This window comes from Streptomyces albidoflavus (assembly GCF_000719955.1).
GTDB lineage: Bacteria > Actinomycetota > Actinomycetes > Streptomycetales > Streptomycetaceae > Streptomyces > Streptomyces albidoflavus.
In genome coordinates this window covers 1-26,230 of record NZ_JOII01000016.1, presented here as the reverse complement: position 1 = coordinate 26,230, position 26,230 = coordinate 1, and the positions used below count along the sequence as shown (strand labels likewise).

General features: G+C 71.6%; 17 protein-coding genes and 1 tRNA gene. 11 read left to right on the top strand and 7 right to left on the bottom strand.

Going from position 1 to position 26,230, the window contains the following annotated elements; all coding sequences use genetic code 11:
* Nucleotides 1-55: 55 nt before the first annotated feature.
* Both IF45_RS0118000 and polA read right to left on the bottom strand, forming a co-directional pair.
* Entirely contained in the window at nucleotides 56-1,780 is a 1,725-nt protein-coding gene (locus IF45_RS0118000) for a lytic transglycosylase domain-containing protein (RefSeq protein WP_030308356.1), read from the bottom strand.
* A 326-nt stretch (nucleotides 1,781-2,106) separates the two neighbouring features.
* A complete protein-coding gene (polA, locus tag IF45_RS0117995) occupies nucleotides 2,107-4,833 on the bottom strand; it encodes a DNA polymerase I (RefSeq protein WP_030308354.1) in 2,727 nt (908 codons plus the stop codon).
* Nucleotides 4,834-5,022: 189 nt separating this feature from the next.
* Between polA and IF45_RS0117990 the strand changes: the two genes are divergently transcribed.
* From IF45_RS0117990 to IF45_RS0117955, 8 genes are all read left to right on the top strand, one after another.
* The gene (locus IF45_RS0117990) at nucleotides 5,023-7,299 is read left to right on the top strand and encodes an FdhF/YdeP family oxidoreductase (RefSeq protein ID WP_018470554.1); all 2,277 of its coding nucleotides are present in this window, start codon (nucleotides 5,023-5,025) and stop codon (nucleotides 7,297-7,299) included.
* Nucleotides 7,300-7,414: 115 nt separating this feature from the next.
* Nucleotides 7,415-7,888 (top strand): PaaI family thioesterase, encoded by a 474-nt coding sequence (locus IF45_RS0117985; RefSeq protein ID WP_008414302.1) that lies wholly within the window; start codon nucleotides 7,415-7,417, stop codon nucleotides 7,886-7,888.
* Nucleotides 7,889-7,963: 75 nt separating this feature from the next.
* Nucleotides 7,964-8,770, top strand: coding sequence for an AAC(3) family N-acetyltransferase (locus tag IF45_RS0117980; protein WP_030308352.1), 807 nt, complete (start codon nucleotides 7,964-7,966; stop codon nucleotides 8,768-8,770).
* Nucleotides 8,771-9,349: 579 nt separating this feature from the next.
* Entirely contained in the window at nucleotides 9,350-10,594 is a 1,245-nt protein-coding gene (locus IF45_RS0117975; protein WP_008414297.1) for a branched-chain amino acid ABC transporter substrate-binding protein, read from the top strand.
* Between the two features lie 103 nt (nucleotides 10,595-10,697).
* Nucleotides 10,698-11,630, top strand: a complete 933-nt coding sequence (locus IF45_RS0117970; protein WP_003947506.1) for a branched-chain amino acid ABC transporter permease — start codon at nucleotides 10,698-10,700, stop codon at nucleotides 11,628-11,630.
* Between the two features lie 5 nt (nucleotides 11,631-11,635).
* Nucleotides 11,636-13,402 carry a branched-chain amino acid ABC transporter permease gene (locus IF45_RS0117965; RefSeq protein ID WP_030308350.1) on the top strand — a complete coding sequence of 589 codons (1,767 nt, stop codon included), beginning with the start codon at nucleotides 11,636-11,638 and terminating at the stop codon, nucleotides 13,400-13,402.
* A 5-nt stretch (nucleotides 13,403-13,407) separates the two neighbouring features.
* Nucleotides 13,408-14,316 carry an ABC transporter ATP-binding protein gene (locus tag IF45_RS0117960; protein ID WP_003947508.1) on the top strand — a complete coding sequence of 303 codons (909 nt, stop codon included), beginning with the start codon at nucleotides 13,408-13,410 and terminating at the stop codon, nucleotides 14,314-14,316.
* Nucleotides 14,313-15,029, top strand: coding sequence for an ABC transporter ATP-binding protein (locus tag IF45_RS0117955; protein ID WP_003947509.1), 717 nt, complete (start codon nucleotides 14,313-14,315; stop codon nucleotides 15,027-15,029). Before IF45_RS0117960 ends, IF45_RS0117955 begins: the two co-directional genes overlap by 4 nt.
* Before the next feature lie 73 nt (nucleotides 15,030-15,102).
* Here IF45_RS0117955 and IF45_RS0117950 read toward each other — a convergent pair whose 3' ends face one another.
* A complete protein-coding gene (locus IF45_RS0117950; protein ID WP_010637162.1) occupies nucleotides 15,103-15,756 on the bottom strand; it encodes an ANTAR domain-containing response regulator in 654 nt (217 codons plus the stop codon).
* Nucleotides 15,757-15,872: 116 nt separating this feature from the next.
* Here IF45_RS0117950 and IF45_RS0117945 point away from each other — a divergent pair.
* Together IF45_RS0117945 and IF45_RS0117940 are read left to right on the top strand one after the other, a co-directional pair.
* Nucleotides 15,873-15,949, top strand: a tRNA-Leu gene (locus IF45_RS0117945).
* A 105-nt stretch (nucleotides 15,950-16,054) separates the two neighbouring features.
* Entirely contained in the window at nucleotides 16,055-16,831 is a 777-nt protein-coding gene (locus IF45_RS0117940; RefSeq protein WP_030308349.1) for a hypothetical protein, read from the top strand.
* A 47-nt stretch (nucleotides 16,832-16,878) separates the two neighbouring features.
* Here the strand turns inward: IF45_RS0117940 and pyk are convergent, their stop codons facing one another.
* On the bottom strand, nucleotides 16,879-18,327 hold the full coding sequence (gene pyk, locus IF45_RS0117935; RefSeq protein ID WP_003947512.1) for a pyruvate kinase: 1,449 nt from the start codon (nucleotides 18,325-18,327) through the stop codon (nucleotides 16,879-16,881).
* Between the two features lie 273 nt (nucleotides 18,328-18,600).
* Between pyk and IF45_RS0117930 the strand changes: the two genes are divergently transcribed.
* Nucleotides 18,601-20,418 carry a bifunctional metallophosphatase/5'-nucleotidase gene (locus tag IF45_RS0117930; RefSeq protein WP_030308347.1) on the top strand — a complete coding sequence of 606 codons (1,818 nt, stop codon included), beginning with the start codon at nucleotides 18,601-18,603 and terminating at the stop codon, nucleotides 20,416-20,418.
* A 101-nt stretch (nucleotides 20,419-20,519) separates the two neighbouring features.
* Here IF45_RS0117930 and IF45_RS0117925 read toward each other — a convergent pair whose 3' ends face one another.
* The 3 genes from IF45_RS0117925 to pepN all read right to left on the bottom strand — a co-directional run bounded on the left by IF45_RS0117925 (nucleotide 20,520) and on the right by pepN (nucleotide 26,127).
* Nucleotides 20,520-21,935, bottom strand: a complete 1,416-nt coding sequence (locus IF45_RS0117925; RefSeq protein WP_008414287.1) for a lysine N(6)-hydroxylase/L-ornithine N(5)-oxygenase family protein — start codon at nucleotides 21,933-21,935, stop codon at nucleotides 20,520-20,522.
* Nucleotides 21,932-23,311 (bottom strand): pyridoxal phosphate-dependent decarboxylase family protein, encoded by a 1,380-nt coding sequence (locus tag IF45_RS0117920; protein ID WP_030308345.1) that lies wholly within the window; start codon nucleotides 23,309-23,311, stop codon nucleotides 21,932-21,934. The genes IF45_RS0117925 and IF45_RS0117920 overlap by 4 nt, the downstream gene beginning before the upstream one ends.
* 251 nt (nucleotides 23,312-23,562) lie before the next feature.
* A complete protein-coding gene (gene pepN, locus IF45_RS0117915; RefSeq protein ID WP_030308344.1) occupies nucleotides 23,563-26,127 on the bottom strand; it encodes an aminopeptidase N in 2,565 nt (854 codons plus the stop codon).
* Between the last annotated feature and the right edge of the window lie 103 nt (nucleotides 26,128-26,230).

The window sequence follows — 26,230 nt, the reverse complement described above, 5'->3', positions numbered from 1 at the left end:
CCGCACCGCCCCCGGTTCGCACGGGACCGGGGGCGGTGCGGGGTGGACTTGCCCGTCAGGTGGGGTCGGTCACCTTCAGCTCCAGCACCATGACCGCCCCGCCCGTCGTCTCCACGCGGAGGCGGAAGGTGCCGGTGGTGTCGTCGGTGTGGAGTTCGGGGAGCAGGAGGTTGCCCTTGGCGTCGGTGGTGAGGGTGAGTTCGCGGGTGCGGCGGTCCTCGGCGGGCTCGTCGCCGGGGGTGAGGAAGTAGGGGCCCTGGTCGGCGGCCTTCTCGCCGTCGGCGGGGTCGGCGCCGGCGAGGACGGTGGCGGTGGCGGCGACGCCCGGGGCCGCCTGGCCGTCCCGGGTGGCGGTCAGGGCGACGCGGCCCTCGAAGGTGGCGCCGGCCTCGCAGGTCAGTTCCGTCTCGTCGGTGCGGACCAGCTTGTCGGCGCGGGGCGCGGTGACCTCGCCGCGCAGGCCGAGGGTGACGGGCTCGGTGGTGCCGAGGAGGGTGGCCTTGACGGTGAGGGCGCCGGGCTTGCCGCCGGCGAGCAGGGCGGGGGCCTTGGCGACGCCGTCGGCCTTGGTGGTGACGGTGACGGTGGTGGCGCCGCCCTCGAAGGTGGTGCCGGTCTCCCCGGTCAGAGTGAAGCGGACCTTGGCCTGGGCGGCCGGCTTCTTGTCGGCGCGTTCGGCCCGCACGGCCGGGCGCTCGGCGAACCGCTCCCCGGCGGGGGCGCTGAGCGCGCCGTCGCCGAGGTCGACCAGGCGGGTGGCGGGCGCGGGCGTCGTGGGCGGCGGGGTGGTCGGGGGCGGCGTGGTCGGCGGGGGTGTGGTCGGCGGCGGCGTCGGCTTGGAGGAGCTGCCGTCGCCGGGCTTGGCGGGCTTGGTGGGCTTGCCCGGCTTGGTGGGCGACGGGCTCGGCGTGCCGGGGCGGACCGGGGCGGGCGACGGCGTCGTGCCGCCGCTGCCGGTCGGGGCGCCCGGAGCGGGCTGGCTGCCGTCGGGGACCTCGTGGGCGCCCTTGCGGTAGTAGTCGTACCAGTGCAGGACCGTCCGCAGGTACTCCTGCGAGCGGTTGTAGCCGAGGATCGCCTGGTGCAGGTCGCGTTCGACGGTCAGGTCGCGGTCGTGGGCGCAGAGGTAGCTGCCGGCGGCGAGGGCGGCGTCGTAGATGTTGTTCGGGTCGCGCCTGCCGTCGCCGTTGCCGTCGCGGCCCCAGCTCTCCCAGGTCTGCGGGATGAACTGCATGGGGCCGACGGCGCGGTCGTGGAGGGTGTCGCCGTCGTAGGCGCCGCCGTCGGTGTCGGAGATGTTGGCGAAGCCGACGCCGTTGAGGACGGGGCCGAGGATCGGGGAGGGCGTGGTGCCGTTGGTGTCGAGGCGGCCGCCGCGGGCGTGGCCGGACTCCACCTTGCCGATGGCGGCGAGGAGTTCCCAGGGCACGCGGCAGCGGGGGTTGCTGGCGGCGAGGGAGGCTTCGGCCTTGCGGTAGGCGTCGAGGACGGTCGCGGGTATCCCGGACTCGGCGGAACCGGTGGCCGGCGTCTCGTCCGGCGGATCGTTCCGCCCCGGGCCCTTCAGCGGCGGCAGGTCGGTGTGGTACGGGGAGTCGCCGGTGACCGACGGGTCCTCCTGGCCGGACGCGCCCGCCGAGGGCCGCTCGGCGGCCGAAGCCGCCGGCTGCTCACCCACGGCCGAGGGGGCCCCGGAGGCGGAGAGTGCCGCCATCGCCGCCGCCGCGACGGCCGTACTGGCCGCTCCCCGCCGCATCCGCCGTCCGAACAGTGCCGCCATTGTCTGGAACCCCTCCCGCGTCGACGAACCGTCCCCGGAGCGCCGGCGCCCGGTCGGACGGCTCTGGCGACCCTACGGGACCCTGCCGCGCACGGGCACCCGTCGCTGACCGGTATTCACCACTTGGCCACATGCGCGTGGTCGGCACGTCAGCTACGCACCGGCTGACCCTTTCGACACAGCAGCACACAGGAGGGTTGTACGCGGGCGGGGAACCGGCACGATTCCTCCACCCGGCGGCGCCGCCGGAACGCCGACGGGCCGTCCGCCCGGAACTCCTCCCGGGCGGACGGCCCTTGGGCACTCGCGCGTACGGCGCGGCCGCGTCAGTGCGCGGCCGCCTCCCAGTTCTGGCCGACGCCGACCGAGACGTCCAGCGGGGCGCGGAGCCGCACCGCGTCCGCCATCTCGCGGCGGACGATCTCCTCGACCCGCTCCCGCTCGCCCGGGGCGATCTCCAGCACGATTTCGTCGTGCACCTGGAGGAGCATCCGGCTGCTGAGCCGGGCCTCGGTCAGGGCGCGGTGGACCCGCAGCATGGCGATCTTGACGATGTCGGCGGCGGTGCCCTGGATGGGGGCGTTGAGCGCCATCCGCTCGGCGGTCTCGCGGCGCTGGCGGTTGTCGCTGTTGAGGTCCGGGAGGTAGCGGCGGCGGCCGAGCATCGTCTCGGTGTAGCCCGTGGCGCGGGCCTCGTCCACGGCGTGCCGCAGGTAGTCGCGGACACCGCCGAACCGCTCGAAGTAGGTGTCCATCAGCGCGCGTGCCTCGCCCGCGTCGATGTTCAGCTGCTGGGAGAGGCCGAAGGCGGAGAGCCCGTACGCCAGGCCGTACGACATGGCCTTGATCTTGCGGCGCATCTCGGCGTCGACGGCGTCCCGCTCGACGCCGAAGACCTGGGAGGCGACCGTGGTGTGCAGGTCCTCGCCGGAGGTGAACGCCTCGATGAGGCCCTCGTCCTGGGAGAGGTGGGCCATGACGCGCAGCTCGATCTGGCTGTAGTCGGCCGTCATCAGCGACTCGTACCCCTCGCCGACCACGAAGCCGCGGCGGATGGCGCGGCCCTCGTCGGTGCGGACGGGGATGTTCTGCAGGTTCGGCTCGGTGGAGGAGAGCCGGCCGGTGGCGGCGACGGTCTGGTTGAAGGTGGTGTGGATGCGGCCGTCGGTGGCGATCGACTTGATCAGGCCCTCGACGGTGACGCGGAGCTTGGCCTGCTCGCGGTGGCGCAGCATGATCACCGGCAGCTCGTGGTCGGTCTGCGCGGCGAGCCAGGCGAGAGCGTCGGCGTCGGTGGTGTAACCGGTCTTGGTCTTCTTGGTCTTCGGGAGGTTCAGCTCGCCGAAGAGGACCTCCTGGAGCTGCTTGGGCGAGCCGAGGTTGAACTCGCGGCCGACCGCGTCGTGCGCCTCCTTCACCGCCTGCTGGACGGCGGCGGCGAACTGCCGCTCCATCGCCTCCAGATGGTCCCGGTCGGCGGCGATGCCAGCCCGCTCCAGGCTGGCCAGCAGGATCGAGGTGGGCAGCTCCACGTCGGCCAGCAGCCCCGTCGCGCCGACCTGCTCCAGTCGCTCGCCGAAGGCCGCGCCGAGGTCGAGGACGGTGCGGGCCTGCACCATCAGGGCGTGCGCCTCCGCCTCGTCGTCGGCGCCGAGGGTGAGCTGCCCGTCGGCGGTGGCCGGGGCCAGCTCACGGCCCAGGTACTCCAGGGAGAGTGCGTCCAGCGCGAAGGAGCGGCGGCCCGGCTTGACCAGGTAGGCGGCGAGGGCGGTGTCCATCGTGACGCCCTCGACGCGCCAGCCGTGCTCGGCGAAGACCCGCATGACGCCCTTGGCGTTGTGCAGGATCTTCGGGCGGTCGGCGGCGGCCAGCCACTGGGCGAACGCCTTCTCGTCGGCCTCGTCCAGCCGCGCCGGGTCGAACCAGGCGGCGGCCCCGCCGGGCGCGGCCAGCGCGACCTCGGTGACCGAGCCCTCGCCGAGCTTCCAGGTGTCGACGGTGGCCATGCCGAGCAGCGAACCGCCGTGCTCGCCGAGCCAGGGCTCCAGCTCGCCCGCGCCGAGGACCGCGCCGTCGATCTCGACGGCCGGCTCGGTGGCGGTCTCCTCCTCGGCCGCCCCCGGGTCGACGGCGAGCAGCCGCTCGCGCAGCGAGGGGTTGCGGATCTCCAGGGTGTCCAGGACCAGGGTGAGCGCCTTGCGGTCGTACGGGGCGCGCTCCAGGTCGGTGACGGTGCGGTCCAGCTCGACGTCGCGGATCATCTCGGTGAGGCGGCGGTTGAGCTTCACCGCCTCCAGGTGGTCGCGGAAGTTCTGCCCGGCCTTGCCCTTGACCTCCTCGGCGCGCTCCACCAGCTCGGCGAAGGAACCGAACTGGTTGATCCACTTCGCGGCCGTCTTCTCGCCGACGCCGGGGATGCCCGGGAGGTTGTCGGAGGGGTCGCCGCGCAGGGCGGCGAAGTCCGGGTACTGGGCGGGGGTCAGCCCGTACTTCTCGAAGACCTTCTCCGGGGTGAAGCGGGTCAGCTCGGAGACGCCCTTGGTCGGGTAGAGCACCGTGGTGTGGTCGCTGATCAGCTGGAAGGAGTCGCGGTCGCCGGTGACGATGAGGACCTCGAAGCCCGCCGCCTCCGCCTGGGTGGCGAGGGTGGCGATGACGTCGTCGGCCTCGAAGCCGTCGACCGCGAAGCGCGGCGCGTGCATCGCGTCGAGCAGCTCGCCGATCAGCTCGACCTGGCCCTTGAACTCGTCGGGGGTCTTGGAGCGGTTCGCCTTGTACTCCGTGAACTCCTCGGACCGCCACGTCTTGCGGGAGACGTCGAAGGCGACGGCGAAATGCGTCGGCTGCTCGTCACGCAGGGTGTTCGCCAGCATGGACGCGAAGCCGTAGATCGCGTTGGTCGGCTGGCCGGTCACGGTCGTGAAGTTCTCCGCGGGCAGCGCGAAGAACGCCCGGTACGCCAGGGAGTGCCCGTCCATGAGCATGAGGCGGGGGCGGTCGGCTGCCGGATCGGCGACCACTGCGGACTTCTTCTTCGATGCTGTCTCTGCCACGCCTCCGATCCTGCCACGCCGCTGTGACAACCGGCCCCGCGCCGCCGCTCCCCGGCCTCCTCACAACAAGCTCACCGCAGGTCACTGACGGCCGCCGGACCGGCATGACAGGATCGTGGAAGGTCCAGCACAGAAGGCGCCCGGACCGGCCCCCGCCGGCCCGGCACCACGCTCGAAGGGGAGCGCAGCATGGCAGCCAAGCCGCCCACCGGTGACCCCGTCCAGGACGCCCCCGAGGTCGGGGAGGTCCAGCACGCCGCGGCGGGTCTGCCCGCGGTCGCCCATTCCCTGCGGATGTCCGCCCGGCAGATGGGCGTGCGCCGCACCGCCCTGACCCTGCTCCGGGTCAACCAGAAGGACGGCTTCGACTGCCCGGGCTGCGCCTGGCCCGAGCCGGACAAGCGGCACGCGGCGGAGTTCTGCGAGAACGGCGCGAAGGCCGTCGCCGAGGAGGCCACCCTGCGCCGGGTCACGCCGGCCTTCTTCGCCGAGCACTCCGTCGCCGACCTCGCGGAGCGCAGCGGCTACTGGCTGGGCCAGCAGGGCCGCCTCACCGAACCGATGCACCTGGCCGAGGGCGCCGACCACTACACGCCGGTCAGCTGGGAGCGGGCCTTCGAGCTGATCGCCGGTGAGCTGAAGGCCCTCTCCTCCCCCGACGAGGCCCTCTTCTACACCTCGGGCCGCACCAGCAACGAGGCCGCCTTCCTCTACCAGCTCTTCGCCCGCGAGTTCGGCACCAACAACCTCCCCGACTGCTCGAACATGTGCCACGAGTCGTCCGGCTCCGCGCTGACCGAGACCATCGGCGTCGGCAAGGGCAGCGTGCTCCTGGAGGACCTGTACCAGGCCGACCTGATCATCGTCGCCGGGCAGAACCCGGGCACCAACCACCCCCGGATGCTCTCGGCGCTGGAGAAGGCGAAGCAGGGCGGCGCGAAGATCATCACGGTCAACCCGCTGCCCGAGGCCGGCCTGGAGCGGTTCAAGAACCCGCAGACCGTCAAGGGCATGGCCCGCGGCACCGCGCTGACCGACCTCTTCCTCCAGATCCGGCTCGGCGGCGACCAGGCCCTGTTCCGCCTGCTCAACTCGCTCATCCTGAAGACGCCGGGCGCCGTCGACGAGGAGTTCGTCGCCGCCCACACCGAGGGGTACGAGGAGTTCGCCGCCACCGCCGCCAAGACCGGCTGGGAGGAGACGCTGACCGCGACCGGGCTCCAGCGGGCCGAGGTCGAGGAGGCGCTGCGGATGGTGCTGGCCTCGGAGCGCACCGTCGTCTGCTGGGCGATGGGCCTCACCCAGCACAAGCACTCCGTGCCGACCATCCGCGAAGTGGTCAACTTCCTCCTGCTGCGCGGCAACATAGGCCGCCCGGGTGCCGGCGTCTGCCCGGTCCGCGGCCACTCCAACGTCCAGGGCGACCGCACCATGGGCATCTTCGAGCGCCCCGCCCCCGCCTTCCTGGACGCGCTGGAGCGCGAGTTCGGCTTCACCCCGCCCCGCCACCACGGCCTCGACGTGGTCCGCGCCATCCGCGCGCTGCGCGACGGCGAGGCCAAGGTCTTCCTCGCCATGGGCGGCAACTTCGTCGCCGCCTCCCCCGACACCGAGGTCACCGAGGCGGCGATGCGCAGGGCGCGGCTGACCGTCCACGTCTCCACCAAGCTCAACCGCTCGCACGCGGTCACCGGCGCCCACGCCCTGATCCTGCCGACGCTCGGCCGCACCGAGCGGGACGTCCAGGCGGGCGGCGAGCAGTTCGTCACCGTCGAGGACTCGATGGGCATGGTCCACGCCTCCCGCGGCCGCCTGGAGCCGGCCGGACCCGCGCTGCTCTCCGAGACCGCGATCGTCTGCCGCCTCGCCCGCGCCGTCCTCGGCGAGGGGTCGGCCACCCCGTGGGAGGAGTTCGAGGGGGACTACGCGCTGATCCGCGACCGGATCTCCCGCGTCGTCCCCGGCTTCGAGGAGTTCAACGCCAGGGTCGCCGACCCGGCCGGTTTCGCCCTGCCGCACGCCCCGCGCGACGAGCGCCGCTTCCCCACCCCCAGCGGCAAGGCCCACTTCACCGACGCCCCGGTCGAGCACCCGCACCTGCCCGAGGGCCGCCTGCTGCTCCAGACCCTGCGCTCGCACGACCAGTACAACACCACGATCTACGGCCTCGACGACCGCTACCGCGGCATCCGGGGCGGCCGCCGGGTCGTGCTGGTCCACCCGGACGACGCCCGGGAGCTGGGCTTCGCCGACGGCGCGTACGCCGATCTGGTCGGCGAGTGGAAGGACGGCGTGGAGCGGCGCGCGCCCGGCTTCCGGGTGGTGCACTACCCGACGGCGCGCGGCTGCGCCGCCGCCTACTACCCGGAGACCAACGTCCTGGTGCCGCTGGACTCCACCGCCGACACCTCGAACACCCCGGCCAGCAAGTCGGTGGTGATCCGGCTGGAGCCGTCCGGCAGCTGAGGGCCCGGCTCCGGAGGCCGCCCGGCGGGACCCCCTGCCGCGGCGGCCTTCCGGCGGTTACGGTAGCCGTGAATGAGCGCTTGCTCAGAGCAGCTTTCGTGAACGGAGCCGGACCATGGGTGAACAGCAGACCGTCAAGTTCCCGCAGGAGGTTCTCGACGAGTACGCGTCGCTCGGCGTCGACCTCGCCGCCCTCTTCTCCGCCGGACACCTCGGCACCCGGATGGGCGTCCAGATCCTGGAGGCGTCCGCCGACCGCGTCGTCGGCACCATGCCCGTCGAGGGCAACACCCAGCCCTACGGCCTGCTGCACGGCGGCGCCTCCGCCGTCCTCGCCGAGACGCTCGGCTCGGTGGGCGCCATGCTCCACGGCGGCCCCCACAAGCTCGCCGTCGGCGTCGACCTGAACTGCACCCACCACCGCGGCGCCCGCTCCGGCCTGGTCACCGGCGTCGCCACCCCCGTGCACCGCGGCCGCTCCTCCGCCACGTACGAGATCGCCATCACCGACGACCAGGGCAAGCGCCTCTGCTCGGCCCGCCTGACCTGCATGCTCCGTGACGCGGGCGGGGCCGCCCCGCAGAGCTGAGACGCGACCTCCGCCGGCGGGGGCCGCCCGAATTCGGTGGCCCCCCGCCCGGCCCCCGGGGCAGACTCCCGGCCCATGCCCTCCCCCGCGCCGGTCGCCGGCCCCCTCCAGACCCGCGCCTCCCTCGCCGCCGCCCTGCGCGACCTGGGCGTCCGGCCGGGCGAGACCCTCCTCGCCCACACCTCCCTCAGCTCGCTGGGCTGGGTGTGCGGCGGCGCCGTCGCCCTCGTCCAGGCCCTGCTCGACGCGGTGGGCCCGGACGGCACCCTGACCGCCCCCACCCATTCCGGCGACAACTCCGACCCGGCCGGCTGGAGCGCCCCGCCCGTCCCGGAACCCTGGTGGCCCGCGATCCGCGCGCACATGCCGCCGTACGACCCGCGCACCACCCCCAGCCGGGGCGTGGGCGTCGTCCCGGAGACCCTGCGCACCTGGCCCGGCGCCCTGCGCAGCGCCCACCCGCAGACCTCCTTCGCCGCCCTCGGACCGGGCGCCCGCGCCCTCGTCGAGGGCCACGCCCTCGACTGCCGCCTCGGCGAGCAGAGCCCGCTCGCCCGCCTGGAGGAGGCCGGGGCACGGGTCCTGCTGCTGGGCACCGGGTACGCGAGCTGCACCGCCTTCCATCTGGCCGAGTACCGGATCGCCGGGCCGAGGGTCCGCAACTCCTTCGCCGTCCGCACCCCCTCGGGGCCCCACTGGACGACCGTGACCGACACCTCCGTCAGCGACGAGGGGTTCGCGGAGCTGGGGGCCGACTTCGAGAGGAGCCGTCCGGTGGCGCGCGGCACCGTGGGCGGGGCCACCGCGCGGCTCTTCCCGCTGGCCGCCGCCGTCGCCCACGCCGAGCGGTGGCTGCCCGTACACCGGCCCCGCACCGCCTGAATCCCGGATTCCGAACACTCCTCTCCGAATATCGGACACTCCGCCCCACCGCTCCCGGAAACCCCTATCCGACCCTCTCCACCCGCCTGCCCCTTTTCTCCGGCGGAGGAAAAGCCCCGCCCACTCCCCATAGGTGCGCATGAGAGCAATTGCGACACAGTGGCCCGGAATGCAAGCATCCATTTTCCGGGTGTAACACTAGGTAACCTCCACGCAATACGGCACCCCGGAATCCGCCCTCCCCGGCAGGACCGAAACGCCCCATTCGCGGACCACCCCCGGGCGTCCCGCCCCAACTCCCCACCTCTGCAAGCCCGTAACCCGGCCCACTCTGCCCGTTCTCACCATCCGGACAAACAGAAGAGGGGGATTTTTCCCTTTAACGCCCTCCCCGGGCCTCTCCGCATTACGCCCCCGTCATAACAAGAGAGTCACATCATTGGCCTGACCTCTCCACCATGCCCACCTGCGCGCTTAGAGTCACGGCCAGTCACCGCGCCACCGGATTTCCATTCACTTCGGTCTGCGCAGGACCGGCGTTCCACGACGGAAACGCCGTGTTAGGGGAGAGGACTGATCGTGCGCCACCGTTCCTTGCTCGTCATCACCACCGCCGTCACCGCCGGGGCTCTGACCCTGTCCGCCTGCGGGTCCCGCGACGACAGCGCCGGAGGAGGAGGCGGTGGCGGTGGCAAGCAGACTGTCGTCATCGGCCTCGACGCCCCGCTGACCGGCGACCTGTCCGCGCTCGGCCAGGGCATCAAGAACTCCGCCGAGCTGGCCGTCAAGACGGCCAACAAGAACAACGAAGTCGACGGCGTCACCTTCAAGCTCCAGGCCCTGGACGACGCCGCCCAGGCCGCCACCGGCCAGCAGAACGCCACCAAGTTCATCGCCGACGACAAGGTCCTCGGCGCGGTCGGCCCGCTCAACTCCGACGTCGGCCAGTCCATGCAGAAGGTCTTCGCCGACGCCGGCATGGTGCAGGTCTCCCCGGCCAACACCAACCCCGAGCTGACCCAGGGCAAGGACTGGCAGTCCGGCAAGAAGGCGCGGCTGTACGACACGTACTTCCGCACCTCCACCACCGACGCCATCCAGGGCCCGTACGCGGCGAAGTACATGTACGAGGAAGAGGGACTCAAGTCCGTCTTCGTCATCGACGACAAGAAGACCTACGGCGCGGGCCTCGCCGGAACCTTCTCCACGGAGTTCAAGAAGCTCGGCGGCAAGGTGGTCGGCTCCGACCACATCAACCCCGAGGACCGCGACTTCTCCTCCGTCGCCAGCAAGGTCGCCAAGTCCAAGGCCGACTTCGTCTACTACGGCGGCGAGTACCCGGCCGGCGCCCCCCTGGCCAGCCAGATCAAGAACGCCGGCGCCAAGATCCCCACCGTCGGCGGTGACGCGCTCTTCAGCGGTGAGTACATCAAGCTCGCCAAGAAGAACGCCGAGGGCGACTTCGCCAGCTCCGTGGGCGCCCCCCTCGACACCCTCGACACCGCCAAGGAGTTCATGAAGAACTACAAGGCCGAGGGGTACGAGAACACCTGGGAGGCCTACGGCGGCTACGCCTACGACTCCGCCTGGGCCATCATCCAGGCCGTCAAGGCCGTCGCCGAGAAGAACGACGGCAAGCTGCCCACCGACGCCAAGGACGCCCGCAAGCAGGTCACCGAGGCCATGCAGTCGGTCAAGTTCAGCGGCGTCACCGGCGAGGTCGGCTTCGACGAGTACGGCGACACCACCAACAAGCAGCTCTCCCTCTACCAGGTGACCGACGGGGCCCACAAGCCGGTCAACAGCGGCGAGTACGAGGGCTGATCCTCTCCCCACCGCCCCGGAACGAACATCCCTGAACCGCGCGGGGGCGCCACCAGCGCCCCCGCGCGGCCGTATCTGACCACACTCACTCGGAGGCCCCGCGGTGCACGATCTGCCGCAGCAACTTGCCAACGGCCTGCTACTCGGCGCGCTGTACGGACTCATCGCAATCGGTTACACGATGGTCTATGGCATCGTTCAGCTCATCAACTTCGCCCACGGCGAGATATTCATGATCGGAGGCTTCGGAGCCCTCACCGCCTGGCTCTGGCTCCCCGACGGCACCGGCGTCCTCGTCGCCCTCCCCGTCATGATCCTGCTCGGCATGGTCTTCTCCGTCACCGTCGCCATCGGCGCCGAACGGTTCGCCTACCGGCCTCTGCGCGGCGGCCCCCGCCTCGCCCCGCTCATCACCGCGATCGGCCTCTCGCTCGTCCTCCAGCAACTCGTCTGGTCCTTCTACCCCAAGGCCCGGGACGGCGCCCTCAGCTTCCCGCACTTCGAGGGCGGACGCATCGACCTCGGTGCCTTCTCCATCAGCCGCGGCGACCTCTTCCTCCTCATCGCCGCCCCCGTCTGCATGATCGCCCTCGGCGTCTTCGTCTCCAAGACCCGCACCGGCCGGGCCATGCAGGCCACCTCGCAGGACCCCGACACCGCCAAGCTCATGGGCATCAACACCGACCGCATCATCGTCACCGCGTTCGGCATCGGTGCCGCCTTCGCCGCCATCGCCGCGGTCGCCCACGGCCTCAAGTACGGCGAAGTCCAGTTCCGCATGGGCTTCATCGCCGGCCTCAAGGCGTTCACCGCCGCCGTCCTCGGCGGCATCGGCAACATCTACGGCGCCATGATCGGCGGCCTCGTCCTCGGCGTCGCCGAAACCCTCGCCACCGCCTACATGGAGAACGTGCCCGGCATGAGCATGTTCGGCGGCGGGGCCTGGAAGGACGTCTGGGCCTTCGTCCTGCTGATCCTGGTCCTCCTCCTGAGGCCCCAGGGCATCCTCGGCAGCCGCGGCGCGGATCGGGCGTGATACAGATGACCACCCAGACCACCACCGAAACCCAGGCACCCGCCACCCCCAAGGCCCCCAAGGCCCTGAGCTACGCCACCCTCGGCGGCGCCGTCCTCTCCTTCGCCAGCACCTTCCTGGCCTGGACCTGGACCGCCGAGTTCCCCGGCAACCTCACCGTCGACGGCTACCCCGGCGGCCTCCAGCTCCTCACCCTCACCGGCGCCCTGCTCACCGCCGTCCTCGTTCTCGGCGGACTCGGCATCCCCGGACTGCGCTGGGCCACCCCCGGCGGCAAGTACGCCTCCGTCCGCCTCATGGCGCTCGCCACCTTCGCCACCACCTGGTTCACCGTCATCGCCATCGCCGTCGAACTCGGCGGCCTGGTCAACCTCGAACCCGGCGCCTGGCTCGCCGCCGTCGCCACCGCGCTGACCGTGGCCCTCTCCTTCGCCCTCCCCCGCGAGGCCGAACCCACCGGAACCAGCGGCTGGGCCACGTTCGCCGCCTTCTTCAAGGCCCCGGCCCCCGCAGCCGCCAAGGAACTCCCCAGCTGGGCCGAGATCCTCCTCATCGCCGTCGCCTTCGGCATCGGCCTGCTGGCCTTCACCTACGGCATCGGCACGGAAGGCGCCGAGGACTTCCTCGGCTTCCTCCTCCTCATCGGCTTCGGCGTCGCCGCCCTCAACAAGTCCGGCCTCAGCCGCCGCCTCACCGGCCTCACCGTCAAGCACAAGAACGTGACGGTCACCGCCGCCTTCGTGTCGGCCTTCGCCTTCCCGTTCACCCAGACCAGCGACGCCTACACCAGCGTCGGCACCAACATCCTCATCTTCGCCACCGTCGCCCTCGGCCTCAACATCGTCGTCGGCCTCGCCGGCCTCCTCGACCTCGGCTACGTCGCCTTCCTCGGCGTCGGCGCCTACACCGCGGCCCTGGTCTCCGGCTCCCCCAACTCCCCCTTCGACGTCCACGTGCCGTTCTGGGCTGCCGTCCTCCTCGGCGCCCTCGCCTCCCTGATCTTCGGCGTCATCATCGGCGCCCCGACGCTGCGGCTGCACGGCGACTACCTCGCCATCGTCACCCTCGGCTTCGGCGAGATCTTCCGCATCGGCATGCAGAACCTCGACGGCACCAGCGGACCCGACATCACCAACGGGCCCAACGGCATCCCCAACATCCCCGACCTGGAGATGTTCGGCTTCAACTTCGGTGAGAGCCACACCGTCCTCGGCGTGGAACTCGGCAGGTTCTCCAACTACTACCTGCTGATGCTGCTCGTCACCATCGTCGTCGTCCTCGTCTTCCGCCGCAGCGACCAGTCGCGCATCGGCCGCGCCTGGGTCGCCATCCGCGAGGACGAGACCGCCGCCCGCGCCATGGGCATCAACGCCTTCCGGCTCAAGCTCCTCGCCTTCGCCCTCGGCGCCACCCTGGCCGGCCTCGCCGGCACCGTACAGGCCCACGTCACGTACACCGTGACCCCCGCCCAGTACAAGTTCGTCGAGTCGATGCCGCCCAACTCCGCCTTCCTCCTCGCCGCCGTCATCCTCGGCGGCATGGGAACGGTCAGCGGACCGCTCATCGGCGCCGCCCTGCTCTACCTGATCCCGGCCAAGCTCCAGTTCATGGCCGACTACCAGCTGCTCCTCTTCGGCATCGCGCTCGTCCTCCTGATGCGCTTCCGCCCCGAGGGCCTCGTCGCCGACCGGCGCAAGCAGCTGGAGTTCAAGGAGACCGGGCAACTAGACACACCCAAGGGCGATATCGGCCTCAGCAAGGCGGGGGTGTAACCACCATGACCACCAGCACCAACCCGGCACCGGCCACCACCCCGGTCCTCGACGCCAACGGCGTCATCATGCGGTTCGGCGGCCTCACCGCCGTCAACAACGTCTCCCTCCAGGTCAACGCGGGCGAGATCGTCGGCCTCATCGGCCCCAACGGCGCCGGCAAGACCACCTTCTTCAACTGCCTGACCGGGCTCTACGTCCCCACCGAGGGCACCGTCTCCTACAAGGACAAGGTGCTCCCGCCCCGCTCCCACCTGGTCACCCAGGCGGGCATCGCGCGGACCTTCCAGAACATCCGGCTCTTCGCCAACATGACCGTCCTGGAGAACGTCCTCGTCGGCCGCCACACCCGCACCAAGGAAGGGCTCTGGTCGGCCCTCCTGCGCGGCCCCGGCTTCAAGAAGGCCGAGCGCGAGTCCCACGAGGCGGCGATGGAACTCCTGGAGTTCACCGGTCTCGCCCACAAGCGCGACCACCTCGCCCGCAACCTCCCCTACGGCGAGCAGCGCAAGCTGGAGATCGCCCGCGCCCTGGCCAGCCAGCCGGGCCTGCTCCTCCTGGACGAGCCCACCGCGGGCATGAACCCCCAGGAGACCCAGGCCGCCCAGGAACTGGTCTTCGCCATCCGCGACCAGGGCATCGCCGTCCTCGTCATCGAGCACGACATGCGGTTCATCTTCAACCTCTGCGACCGCGTCGCCGTCCTCGTCCGCGGCGAGAAGCTCGTCGAGGGCACCCCCGACGTCGTCCAGGCCGACGAACGCGTCGTCGCCGCCTACCTCGGCACCCCCTTCGAAGGCGCCCCCGGCGACGAGGAGGTGGCCGAGGTCCGCGCGGCCGAGGCCAAGGCCGCCGACGGCGCCACCAGCACCACCAGCAAGCCCCGCACGGAAGAAGAAGGGGACACCGAATGACCGCCCTGCTGGAGGTCAAGGACCTCAAGGTCGCCTACGGCAAGATCGAGGCCGTCAAGGGCATCTCCTTCTCCGTCCACGCCGGGGAGATCGTCACCCTGATCGGCACCAACGGCGCCGGCAAGACCACCACCCTGCGCACCCTCTCCGGGCTCCTCAAGCCGGTCTCCGGCTCCGTCGTCTTCGACGGCGAGGAGATCACCGGGGTCGGCGCCCACAAGGTGGTCGCCAAGGGCCTCGCCCACTCGCCCGAAGGCCGCAGGATCTTCCCGAACCTCACCATCGCGGAGAACCTCAAGCTCGGCGCCTTCCTCCGCAAGGACGCCGAGGGCATCGAGCGCGACATCGAACGCTCCTACGAGCGCTTCCCCATCCTCGGGGAGCGCCGCAGGCAGGCGGCGGGCACCCTCTCCGGCGGTGAGCAGCAGATGCTCGCCATGGGGCGCGCCCTGATGTCCCAGCCCAAGCTGCTGATGCTGGACGAGCCCTCGATGGGCCTCTCCCCGATCATGATGCAGAAGATCATGGAGACCATCGCGGAGCTGAAGGCCCAGGGCACCACGATCCTGCTGGTCGAGCAGAACGCCCAGGCCGCGCTCTCGCTGGCCGACCAGGGCCACGTCATGGAGATCGGCAAGATCGTCCTCTCGGGGACCGGCGCCGACCTCCTCCACGACGAGTCCGTCCGCAAGGCCTACCTCGGCGAGGACTGACCCCACGGCGGTACGCGAGCGGGCCCGCACCCTCGGGGGGTGCGGGCCCGCTCGTGCGCGTACGGCGCCGGGCTCAGCCCTTGGCGGCGCGCTTCTCCTCGTCGTCCTCGATGACCGCCTCGGCGACCTGCCGCATCGACATGCGGCGGTCCATCGAGGTCTTCTGGATCCACCGGAAGGCGGCCGGCTCGGTCAGTCCGTACTGGGTCTGGAGGATCGACTTGGCCCGGTCCACCAGCTTGCGGGTCTCCAGGCGCTGGGAGAGGTCCTCGACCTCCTTCTCCAGCGTCCGCAGCTCGGTGAAGCGCGAGACGGCCATCTCGATCGCCGGCACCACGTCGCTCTTGCTGAACGGCTTCACCAGGTACGCCATGGCCCCGGCGTCCCGGGCGCGCTCGACCAGGTCGCGCTGGGAGAAGGCGGTGAGCATCAGCACCGGGGCGATGGACTCCTCGGCGATCTTCTCGGCCGCCGAGATGCCGTCCAGGACCGGCATCTTCACATCGAGGATGACCAGGTCCGGGCGGTGCTCCCGGGCCAGCTCGACCGCCTTGGCCCCGTCACCGGCCTCGCCGACGACGGAGTACCCCTCCTCCTCCAGCATCTCCTTGAGATCGAGCCGGATCAGCGCCTCGTCCTCGGCGATCACCACGCGGGTCGTCAGCGGAGGGACGTGCGACACGTCACCGTCTGAGACGGGCTGGGACTCGGGCTCGGGGACGCTCACGGGGGTGCTCCTTGGCTCAGGGCGGGGCGCGCGGTTCTGCTGGTCCTACTATGGAGAGCCTACCTAGCTGCGGTAAACTCGACGCCAGCGGGTCGAGAGCAACCTTCGATTCGTAGGCCCCGGTAGTCCAATTGGCAGAGACGATGGCTTCAAACTCCATTCGGTGTCGGTTCGAGTCCGACCCGGGGCACCAGCCTTACTTTCAAAGGTGAAACCACAGAAGTCACCCTTTCACTCGAAAGGGTGACTTTTTCGCGTATTCGACTGCTTTCGAGTCGCACTGCACAAGATCGTCCGTATGTACGATCGCACCACCAGAAAGCACGCTCTCTCCCTCCTCGACACGGGGATGAGTCTCAACAGCGTGAGCAAGCAGACAGGCATCGCCCGGGCCACGATCCGCAGCTGGACCGTACGCGTGGAGCCCCTGCCTCACATGCGGCCCGCCACCTGCTACCGCTGCGCGGACACTCCGGCCCTCCCCGCCGACCAGGCCGCCTACGTCTACCTCCTCGGCCTCTACCTGGGCGACGGCTGCCTCAGTCTCAGCCGGAAAGGCGTCTACGTCCTGCGCATAGCCTGTGCCGACGCCTGGCCGGGGCTCATCGACGCCTGCGCCGACGCCATGGGCAAGGCGCTGCCGAACAATGTCTGGCGCACCCAGTACCCCGGGTGCGTGGCGGTCTCCAGTTCCAGCAAGCACTGGCGCTGCCCCTTTCCGCAGCACGGGCCAGGGAAGAAGCACGAACGACCCATCATCCTGGAGCCCTGGCAGCGGCAACTCGTGGACGCCCATCCCTGGGAGTTCGTGCGCGGTCTCTTCCATTCCGACGGATGCCGCTTCACCAACTGGACGGAGCGCACACTGGCGAGCGGGGAACGCCGCCGGTACGAGTACACGCGGTACTTCTTCACCAACCGCTCGGACGACATCCGCCGCCTCTACAGCGACACCCTGGACGCACTCGGCGTCGAATGGGGCGTCCTGCGCCACTCGGGCAGGGAACTCAACATCTCCGTAGCCCGCAAACCCTCCGTGGCCCTCATGGACGCCCACGTGGGGCCGAAGTACTGACCTGCCCCCCAGCACCCCGGCCCGTGCGGCGGCGGACCCGGGTGGGGTCAGGGGCGGGTGGCGGGGGCGGTGTCGTCCTCGCCGATGTGGTGGACGCGGACCAGGTTGGTGGAGCCGGAGACACCGGGGGGTGAGCCGGCGGTGATGACGACGGTGTCGCCGCGCTGGCAGCGGCCGACCTTCAGGAGGTACTCGTCGACCTGGTCGACCATCGCGTCGGTGGAGTCGACGTGCGGCCCGAGGAAGGTCTCGACGCCCCAGGTGAGGTTGAGCTGGGAGCGGGTGGCCGGGTCGGGGGTGAAGGCGAGGAGCGGGATCGGCGAGCGGTAGCGGGAGAGGCGGCGGACGGTGTCGCCGCTCTGCGTGAAGGCCACCAGGAACTTGGCGCCGAGGAAGTCGCCCATCTCGGCGGCGGCCCGGGCCACGGCGCCGCCCTGGGTGCGGGGCTTGTTGACCTCGGTGAGCGGCGGGAGCCCCTTGGCGAGGATGTCGCTCTCGGCGGCCTCGACGATGCGGCCCATGGTGCGGACGGTCTCGACCGGGTACTTGCCGACGCTGGTCTCGCCGGAGAGCATCACGGCGTCGGTGCCGTCGATGACGGCGTTGGCGACGTCGGAGGCCTCGGCGCGGGTGGGCCGGGAGTTGTCGATCATCGAGTCGAGCATCTGGGTGGCGACGATGACCGGCTTGGCGTTGCGCTTGGCGAGCTTGACGGCGCGCTTCTGGACGATCGGCACCTGCTCCAGGGGCATCTCCACGCCGAGGTCGCCGCGGGCGACCATGATGCCGTCGAAGGCGGCGACGATGGATTCGATGTTCTCGACGGCCTGGGGCTTCTCGATCTTGGCGATGACGGGGAGGCGGCGGCCTTCCTCGTCCATGACGCGGTGGACGTCCTCGATGTCGCGGCCGCTGCGGACGAAGGAGAGAGCGATGACGTCGGCGCCGGTGCGCAGGGCCCAGCGGAGGTCCTCGATGTCCTTGTCGGAGAGGGCGGGGACGGAGACGGCGACGCCGGGGAGGTTGAGTCCCTTGTGGTCGGAGACCATGCCGCCTTCGACGACGGTGGTGCGGACGCGGGGTCCGTCGACGGCGGTGACTTCGAGGGTGACCCGGCCGTCGTCGACGAGGATGCGTTCGCCGGGGGTGACGTCGGCGGCGAGGCCGGGGTAGGTGGTGCCGCAGCTGTGGCGGTCGCCCTCGGCCGCGGGTTCGACGGTGATGGTGAAGTCGTCGCCGCGTTCAAGGAGTACAGGGCCTTCGGTGAAGCGGCCGAGGCGGATCTTCGGTCCTTGAAGGTCGGCGAGGATGCCGACGCTGCGGCCGGTCTCGTCGGCGGCCTTGCGGACGCGTGCGTAGCGTTCTTCGTGCTCGGCGTGGAGGCCGTGGCTGAGGTTGAGGCGGGCGATGTCCATTCCGGCTTCGACGAGGGCCTTGATCTGCCCGTACGAGTCGGTGGCCGGTCCTAGGGTGCAGACGATTTTTGCTCGGCGCATGGTTCGACCCTAGGGCCTACCGGCGGGTAGACGATTGGCCGCGCATGACTGCTCAACGACCTTTTGGCGAAAGGGTATTGACAACTGTTGAATTGTGCGCGGGCACGCTCCGATGAGCGTTCCCGAGCTGTTCGGCACCCCCTTTCGAGCGAAAGGGCGAAGGTGTGGACGAATGGGCTCCGCGTCACCGGATGGAAACCTGGGAGGGGTGTTGCGGAGGGGGCCTCTGCGCCAGAATCTACGCGCGTTGTCTCAGCGAACGAGGAGTGGATGATGGCGGTCAACCGCAGGGGTTTCGTGGGTGGTTCGGCGGCGGTGGGCGCGGGGCTGGCGCTCGGCGCGGGGGCGGGTACGGCCTCGGCGGCGGGCGGGTCGGGGCAGGGAGGCGGCCACGGCGGGCACGGTCGAGAGCGGCGGTACGCGTTCACCGTGCTGGGCACGACGGACCTGCACGGCAACGTCCTGAACTGGGACTACTTCACGGACGCGGAGTTCGACGACGCGGACCACAACGATGTCGGCCTGGCCAAGATCTCCACGATGGTCAAGGAGATCCGCGAGGAGCGCGGCCACCGCAACACGCTGCTGATCGACGCGGGTGACACGATCCAGGGCACCCAGCTGTCGTACTACTACGCGAAGGTCGACCCGATCACGGAGCGCCGGGGTCCGGTGCATCCGATGGCGCGGGCGATGAACGCGATCGGGTACGACGCGGCGGCGCTCGGCAACCACGAGTTCAACTACGGGATGGAGGTGCTGCGGAAGTTCGAGGAGCAGTGCCGTTTCCCGCTGCTGGGGGCCAACGCGCTGGACGCGAAGTCGCTGCGGCCGGCCTTCGCCCCGTACGTGATCAAGCGGATGCGGACGCCGTTCGGGCGGGATGTGCGGGTGGCGGTGCTGGGGCTGACCAACCCCGGGGTGGCGATCTGGGACAAGGTGAACGTGCAGGGCCGGATGGTCTTCCCGGGGCTGGTGGAGCAGGCGGCGAAGTGGGTGCCGAAGCTGCGGTCGATGGGGGCGGACGTGGTTCTGGTGTCGGCGCACTCGGGGACGAGCGGCACCTCGTCGTGGGGTGACCAGCTGCCGTACGTGGAGAACGCGGCGGCGCAGGTGGCCGAGGAGGTGCCGGGGATCGACGCGATCCTGGTGGGTCACGCGCACAAGGAGATCCCCGAGTACGTGGTGGAGAACAAGGAGTCGGGGCGGCCGGTGGTGCTCTCGGAGCCGCTGAAGTGGGGGCAGCGGCTGACGCTGTTCGACATCGAGGTGGTGTGGGAGCGGGGCCGCTGGGTGGTGGAGCGGGTGGCGTCCGAGGTGCGGAACTCCAACACGGCCGAGGAGGACCCGCGGATCGTGCGGCTGCTGGCCGCGGAGCACAAGAAGGTGGTCGCCTACGTGAACCAGGTGATCGGGACGTCGGTGACGGAGATGTCGGCGGCCGAGGGTCCGGTGAAGGACGTGCCGATCATCGACCTGATCAACCATGTGCAGACGGAGACGGTGCGGGCGGGTCTCGCGGGCGGTGCGTACGCGGAGCTGCCGTTGATCTCGCAGGCGTCGTGTTTCTCGCGGACGGCGCGGATGCCGGCGGGTGAGGTGACGATCAAGGACGCGGCGGGTCTGTACCCGTTCGAGAACACGCTGGAGGCGCGGGTGCTGACGGGGGCCCAGCTGAAGGAGTACCTGGAGTTCTCGGCGCGGTACTACGTGCGGACGGCGCCGGGTGCGCCGGTGGACCCGGCGGCGCTGACCAACGCGGACGGGATTCCGGACTACAACTACGACGCGTTGTCGGGGGTGACGTACGAGGTGGACGTGGCGCAGCCGGCGGGGTCGCGGATCGTGGGGCTGGCGTTCGAGGGGGAGCCGGTGGCGGCGGACGCGCGGTTCGTGCTGGCGGTGAACAACTACCGGGCGAGCGGCGGCGGGGCGTTCCCGCACGTGGCGTCGGCGGAGCAGGTGTGGGCCGACCCGGAGGAGATCCGGAACACGATCATCGAGTGGGTGCGGGAGAAGGGGACGGTGGACCCGGCGGAGTTCGCGTCGGTGGGGTGGCGGCTGACGCGGGAGGGTGAGCCGGTGTTCTGAGGCGCCGGCGGGTGTGGGTGGCGCGGCCGGGGGCGGGGTTGCCTCCGGCCGCGCGGCCGTCTGGTGGCCGTCTGGTGGCCGGGGTGTCCGCCGGGCCCGGGTCAGTGGGGTTCGGCGAGGGGGGTGAGGGTGTGCCGGGGGTGGGGTTCGGCGCCGGGGCGTTCCAGGCCGAAGGTGGTGAAGGCGGTGCGGTCGGGGAGGGGGTAGGGCTGGGTGCCGGTGAGGGTGTTGAGGATGGTGGCGGAGCGCCAGGCGGCGAGGCCGAGGTCGGGGGCGCCGACGCCGTGGGTGTGGCGTTCGGCGTTCTGGACGTAGACGGCGCTGCCGGTGCGGCTGATGGCGGGGTCGAGGTGGAGGCGGTAGCGGTCGTCGATGCGGGGGCGTTCGGCGGGGTCGCGGCGGAGGTAGGGGTCGAGGGCGCCGAGGAGGCGGTCGAGGGGGCGTTCGCGGTAGCCGGTGGCGAGGACGACGGCGTCGGTGGTGAGGCGGGAGCGGGTGCCCTGGGTGAGGTGTTCGAGGTGGAGTTCGACCTGGGTGGTGGCGACGCGTCCGGCGGTGCGGACGGCGACGCCGGGGGTGAGGGTGGCGTCGGGCCAGCCGCCGTGGAGGGTGCGGCGGTAGAGCTCGTCGTGGATGGCGGCGATGGTCTCGGTGTCGATGCCCTTGTGGAGCTGCCACTGGCGGGGCAGGAGCTGGTCGCGGGCGGTCTGCGGGAGGGAGTGGAAGTAGCGGGTGTAGTCGGGGGTGAAGTGTTCGAGGCCGAGCTTGGAGTACTCCATGGGGGTGAATGCCTCGGTGCGGGTGAGCCAGTGGAGCTTCTCGCGGCCTTCGGGGCGGGCGCGCAGGAGGTCGAGGAAGATCTCGGCGCCGGACTGGCCGGAGCCGATGACGGTGATGTGGTCGGCGCCGAGGAGCCGTTCGCGGTGGGTGAGGTAGTCGGCGGAGTGGACGACGGGGACGACGGGTGCGTCGGCGAGGGGTTTGAGGGGTTCGGGGATGTGGGGGGCGGTGCCGACGCCGAGGACGAGGTTGCGGGTGTGGACGCGGCCGAGGGCTTCGGCTTCGCCGTCGGCGCCGGTCTGGGTGTAGTCGACTTCGAAGAGGGCGCGTTCGGGGTTCCAGCGGACGGCGTCGACCTGGTGGCCGAAGTGGAGTCCGGGGAGGTTCTCGGCGACCCAGCGGCAGTAGGCGTCGTACTCGGCGCGGTGGATGTGGAAGCGCTCGGCGAAGTAGAAGGGGAAGAGGCGCTGGCGGTGGCGGAGGTAGCTGAGGAAGCTCCAGGGGCTGGCGGGGTCGGCGAGGGTGACGAGGTCGGCGAGGAAGGGGACTTGGAGGGTGGCGCCGTCGATGAGCATGCCGGGGTGCCAGTGGAAGGCGGGGCGTTGTTCGAAGAAGGCGGTGCGGGGGGTGTCGGGGATGCCGTGGGCGAGGGCGGCGAGGGAGAGGTTGAAGGGGCCGATGCCGATGCCGACCAGGTCGTGGGGCTGGTCGTGGTCGGGGGTGCGCTGCGCGGTCATCGGGGGGTGTGTCCTTCCACCAGTTTCAGCATCCGGTCGAGGTCGCCGGGTTGGGTGTGCGGGTTGAGCAGGGTGGCTTTGAGCCAGAGGCGGCCCTGCGCGTGGGCGCGGCCGAGGACGGCGTGGCCGTCGTCGAGGAGGGTGCGGCGGACGGCGGCGACCTGCTCGTCGTCGGCGTCGGCGGGGCGGAACAGCACGGTGCTGAGGGCGGGCCGTGCGTGGAGGGTGAGGGCGGGGTGGTGGTGGATCTTGTCGGCGAGGGTGTCGGCGAGGTCGCAGACCTGGTCGACGAGGGCGCCGAGTCCGTCGCGGCCGAGCGCGCGGAGGGTGACGGCCATCTTGAAGGCGTCGGGGCGGCGGGTGGTGCGCAGGCTGCGGCCGAGGAGGTCGGGGAGGCCGGCTTCGGTGTCGTCGTGGGAGTTGAGGTAGTCGGCGGTGTGCTGGAGGGGGTCGAGGCGGCTGGTGCGGTGGACGGCGAGGATGCCGGCGGCGACGGGTTGCCAGCCGAGTTTGTGCAGGTCGAGGGTGACGGAGTGGGCGCGGTCGAGGCCGTGGAGGGCGTGTCTGCGGCGCTCGCTGAAGAGGAGGGGTCCGCCGTAGGCGGCGTCGACGTGGAGGTCGGCGCCGTGGGCGGCGCAGACGTCGGCGAGGGCGGGGAGGGGGTCGATGGCGCCGGAGTCGGTGGTTCCGGCGGTGGCGGTGACGAGGACGGGGTGGCCGGTGAGGGAGGCGAGGGTGTGGTGGAGGGCTTCGGGGTCGAGGGTGCCGGTGGGGGTGGGCACGGTGTGGGTGGCGGGGAGGCCGAGGAGCCAGGCGGCGCGGGGGAGGCTGTGGTGGGCGTTGGCGCCGTGGACGACGTGGAGGGGGGTGGGGTGGCGTTCGCGGGCGAGGAGGAGGGCGAGTTGGTTGGCCTCGGTGCCGCCGGTGGTGAGGAGGGCGTCGGGGTGGTCGGCGGCGGGGTAGGTCTCGCGGGCGAGGGTGCGGGTGAGTTCGGCTTCGAGGGCGGAGGCGGCGGGGGCCTGGTCCCAGGAGTCGAGGGAGGGGTTGAGGACGGAGGCGGCGAGGTCGGCGGCGGCGGCGAGCGCGAGGGGCGGGGCGTGGAGGTGCGCGGCGCAGAGGGGGTCGGCGGGGTCGGCGGCGCCCCGGGTGAGGGCGTGGACGAGGGGGCCGAGGGCGGCTTCGGGGCCGGTGCCGTGGTCGGGCAGGAGGGGGTGGGCGGCGGTGTGGACGCGGCGGGCGGTGGTGGTGGGGCCGCCTGCGGGGAGGGGTCCGCCGCGGTCGAGGGCGCCGGTGCGCAGGGCGTCGAGGACGGCGGCGAGGAGGGGCGCGAGCGCGTCGGGTCCGGCGGTGCCTCCGGCGAGGGGCGGGGTGTTCAATTTCTGCTGGTCCTTCGGACGCACGCGGGCAGGGAGTTCCAGCTTGTTGGGGGGTGGCGGGCGGGCGGGCGGCGAGTGCGGGAAACGGATCCGAAAGGGGGATTACGGCGGGGTTGGCGGGCGGGTCGCGGGGTGGGTCTGGTAGGGCGTGGCCGACGGTTCCTGGGGCGCGGGGGTACGGCTGAGGGCGGCGGGTCCACTGACCCGCCGCCCTCTTCGGTGTCGCGGCCCGGTCCTCGCCGGGCTCTGGTTCAGCCGGTGGCTTGGGCCTGGCGGTAGCGGACGCGCAGGGCGCGGGCGAGGTCGTCGATCTGGTCGGCGAGGCGGCGGCGGAGGGCGGGGACGAGGTCGTCCTGGGCGAGGGCGGCGCGGCCGAGGGCGAGGGCTTCGTCGTCGACGGCGTACGCGGGGAAGGCGGCGGCGCCGGCGGCGGTGGCGAGGGCGGCGCCGCGGCGGCGGGCGAGGCCGGGGGCTTCCTGGTAGTAGCGGTGGACGTAGGGGCGGACGAGGGCGGTCTGTTCGGGTTGCCAGAAGCCCTGGGCGGTGGCGGTGAAGAGGTAGTTGGAGAGGGTGTCGTCCTCGAACATGGCCTCCCAGGCGCGGCGTTTGGCGTCGAGGTCGGGGAGGGCGGCGCGGCAGCGGGCGGCGCCTTCCTGGCCGGTGGCGCTGGGGTCGGCGGTGAGTTCGGCGTCGATGGCGGCTTCGTCGACGGCGCCGAGGACGGCGAGGCGGCCCAGGATGCGCCAGCGCAGGGCGGGGTCGAGGTCGGGGCCGCCGGGGACGAGGCCGTCGTCGAGCCAGGCGGTGAGGGTGGCGGGCTGGGTGGCGCTGTCGATGAAGTGGCGGACGGCGACAAGCCGCAGTCCGGGGTGGGTGTCGGTGCGGTGGGCGCCGCCCTGGCCGCGGGTCCAGTCCTCGGTGCTGAGTCCTTCGGTGCGGCGGAGCAGGTCGCGGCAGAGGGCGGTGAGGGTGGCGAGGGCGGCGGGCCGGTCGTCGGGGTGGGTGTAGACGCCGGCGACGTGGCGGGAGGCGAAGCCGAGGACGCCGGTGGTGACGGCGAGGTCGCTCTCGTGCGGGAGGTGGGTGCGGGCGGCGTCGAGGTAGGCGGCGGGGGCCAGTTGGCCGTCGCGGACGAGGTCGCGGGCGGTGTTCCACAGGACGGCGCGGGTGAGGGGGTCGGGGAGGGTGGCGAGGGTGGCCGACGCGGTGGTCCAGGAGGTGGGGTCGAGGCGGAGTTTGGCGTAGGTGAGGTCCTGGTCGTTGAGGACGACGAGGTCGGGGCGGTGGCCGGGGAGGGTGAGGGGCTGGTCCTGGGGGAGGTCGAGGTCGAGGTGGTCGCGGCGGGTGGGGGGTCCGGTCTCGGGGGTGTGGTCCCAGGTGGTGACGGTGATGCGGTGGGGGCGGGTGCCGTCGCGGTCGACGGTGAGCTGCCAGGTGGGGGCGGCGGGGGTGCCGGTGTCGGTGGCGTGGGCGGTGAGGGTGTCGACGCCGCTGGTGCGCAGCCAGGCGGCGGCCCAGGTGTGGACGTCGCGGTCGGTGGCGGAGGCGAGGTTGTCGAGGAAGTCGGCGAGGGTGGCGTTGCCGAAGCGGTGGCGGGTGAAGTGGCGGTTGATGCCGGCGAGGAAGTCCTTCTCGCCGAGCCAGGCGGTGAGCTGGCGCAGGGCGGCGGCGCCCTTGGCGTAGGAGATGCCGTCGAAGTTGAGGAGGGCGGAGGCGGTGTCGGGGACGGCCTCGGGGTCGGGGGCGACGGGGTGGGTGGTGGGGCGCTGGTCGGCGTCGTAGCCCCAGTCCTTGCGGCCGGCGGCGAAGTCGGTCCAGACGTGGGTCCAGCGGGTGGCTTCGGCGACGGTCTGGTAGCCCATGTACTCGGCGAAGGACTCGTTGAGCCAGATGTCGTCCCACCAGGTGAGGGTGACGAGGTCGCCGAACCACATGTGGGCCATCTCGTGGGCGATGGTGACGGCGCGGGAGCAGCGTTCGGCGTCGGTGACGGCGGAGCGGAAGACGTAGGAGTCGCGGAAGGTGACGAGGCCGGGGTTCTCCATGGCGCCGGCGTTGAACTCGGGGACGAACGCCTGGTCGTAGGAGTCGAAGGGGTAGGGCTCGTCGAACTTCTCGTGGTAGCGGTCGAAGAGGGCGGTGGTGGTGGAGAGGAGTTCGGTGGCGTCGGCGTCGAGGTGGGGGGCGAGCGAGCGGCGGCAGTGGATGCCGAAGGGCAGGCCGCGGTGGTCGGTGCGGACGGTGTGCCAGGGCCCGGCGGCGACGGCGACGAGGTAGGGGGAGATGAGGGGGGTGGTGGCGGCGGTCCAGCGGCCGTCGCCGTGGTGGGTGGTGGTGCCGTTGGCGAGGACGGTCCAGTGCGGCGGGGCGGTGACGGTGAGGTCGAAGTGGGCCTTGAGGTCGGGCTGGTCGAAGGCGGCGAAGACGCGGCGGGCGTCGTCGAGGAAGAGCTGGGTGTAGAGGTACGTCTCGCCGTCGGCGGGGTCGGTGAAGCGGTGCATGCCTTCGCCGGTGCGGGAGTAGGCCATGTCGGCCTCGACGGTGAGTTCGTGGGGGCCGGGGGCGAGGCCGGTGAGGGGAAAGCGGTTGCCGTCGAGGGTGGCGGGGTCGAGGGGGGTGCCGTCGAGGGTGACGGTGTGGAGGCGGTCGGGGTTCAGGTCGATGAAGGTGTCCCCGGCGGTGCGCGCGGTGAAGTGGACGCGGGTGCGGGAGGCGAAGGTGGTGTCGCCGGTGGTGAGGTCCAGGTCGACGGCGTAGCGCTGGACGTCGAGGAGCTGGGATCGGGTCTGCGCTTCGTCGCGCGTCAGGAGGGACATGCGGGCCATGCTGCCCGATGGCGGGGGGTGGGCACAGGGGCTGTCTCTTATACACATCTGACGCTGCCGACGACTCCTTACGTGTAGATCTCGGTGGTCGCCG

Bases quoted from the DNA above. Each gene is read 5' to 3' on its own strand.
- IF45_RS0118000 (WP_030308356.1), bottom strand. From the start codon at position 1,780: ATGGCGGCACTGTTCGGACGGCGGATGCGGCGGGGAGCGGCCAGTACG.
- IF45_RS0117990 (WP_018470554.1), top strand. From the start codon at position 5,023: ATGGCAGCCAAGCCGCCCACCGGTGACCCCGTCCAGGACGCCCCCGAG.
- IF45_RS0117985 (WP_008414302.1), top strand. From the start codon at position 7,415: ATGGGTGAACAGCAGACCGTCAAGTTCCCGCAGGAGGTTCTCGACGAG.
- IF45_RS0117980 (WP_030308352.1), top strand. From the start codon at position 7,964: ATGCCCTCCCCCGCGCCGGTCGCCGGCCCCCTCCAGACCCGCGCCTCC.
- IF45_RS0117965 (WP_030308350.1), top strand. From the start codon at position 11,636: ATGACCACCCAGACCACCACCGAAACCCAGGCACCCGCCACCCCCAAG.
- IF45_RS0117960 (WP_003947508.1), top strand. From the start codon at position 13,408: ATGACCACCAGCACCAACCCGGCACCGGCCACCACCCCGGTCCTCGAC.
- IF45_RS0117955 (WP_003947509.1), top strand. From the start codon at position 14,313: ATGACCGCCCTGCTGGAGGTCAAGGACCTCAAGGTCGCCTACGGCAAG.
- IF45_RS0117940 (WP_030308349.1), top strand. From the start codon at position 16,055: ATGTACGATCGCACCACCAGAAAGCACGCTCTCTCCCTCCTCGACACG.
- pyk (WP_003947512.1), bottom strand. From the start codon at position 18,327: ATGCGCCGAGCAAAAATCGTCTGCACCCTAGGACCGGCCACCGACTCG.
- IF45_RS0117930 (WP_030308347.1), top strand. From the start codon at position 18,601: ATGGCGGTCAACCGCAGGGGTTTCGTGGGTGGTTCGGCGGCGGTGGGC.
- IF45_RS0117925 (WP_008414287.1), bottom strand. From the start codon at position 21,935: ATGACCGCGCAGCGCACCCCCGACCACGACCAGCCCCACGACCTGGTC.
- pepN (WP_030308344.1), bottom strand. From the start codon at position 26,127: ATGTCCCTCCTGACGCGCGACGAAGCGCAGACCCGATCCCAGCTCCTC.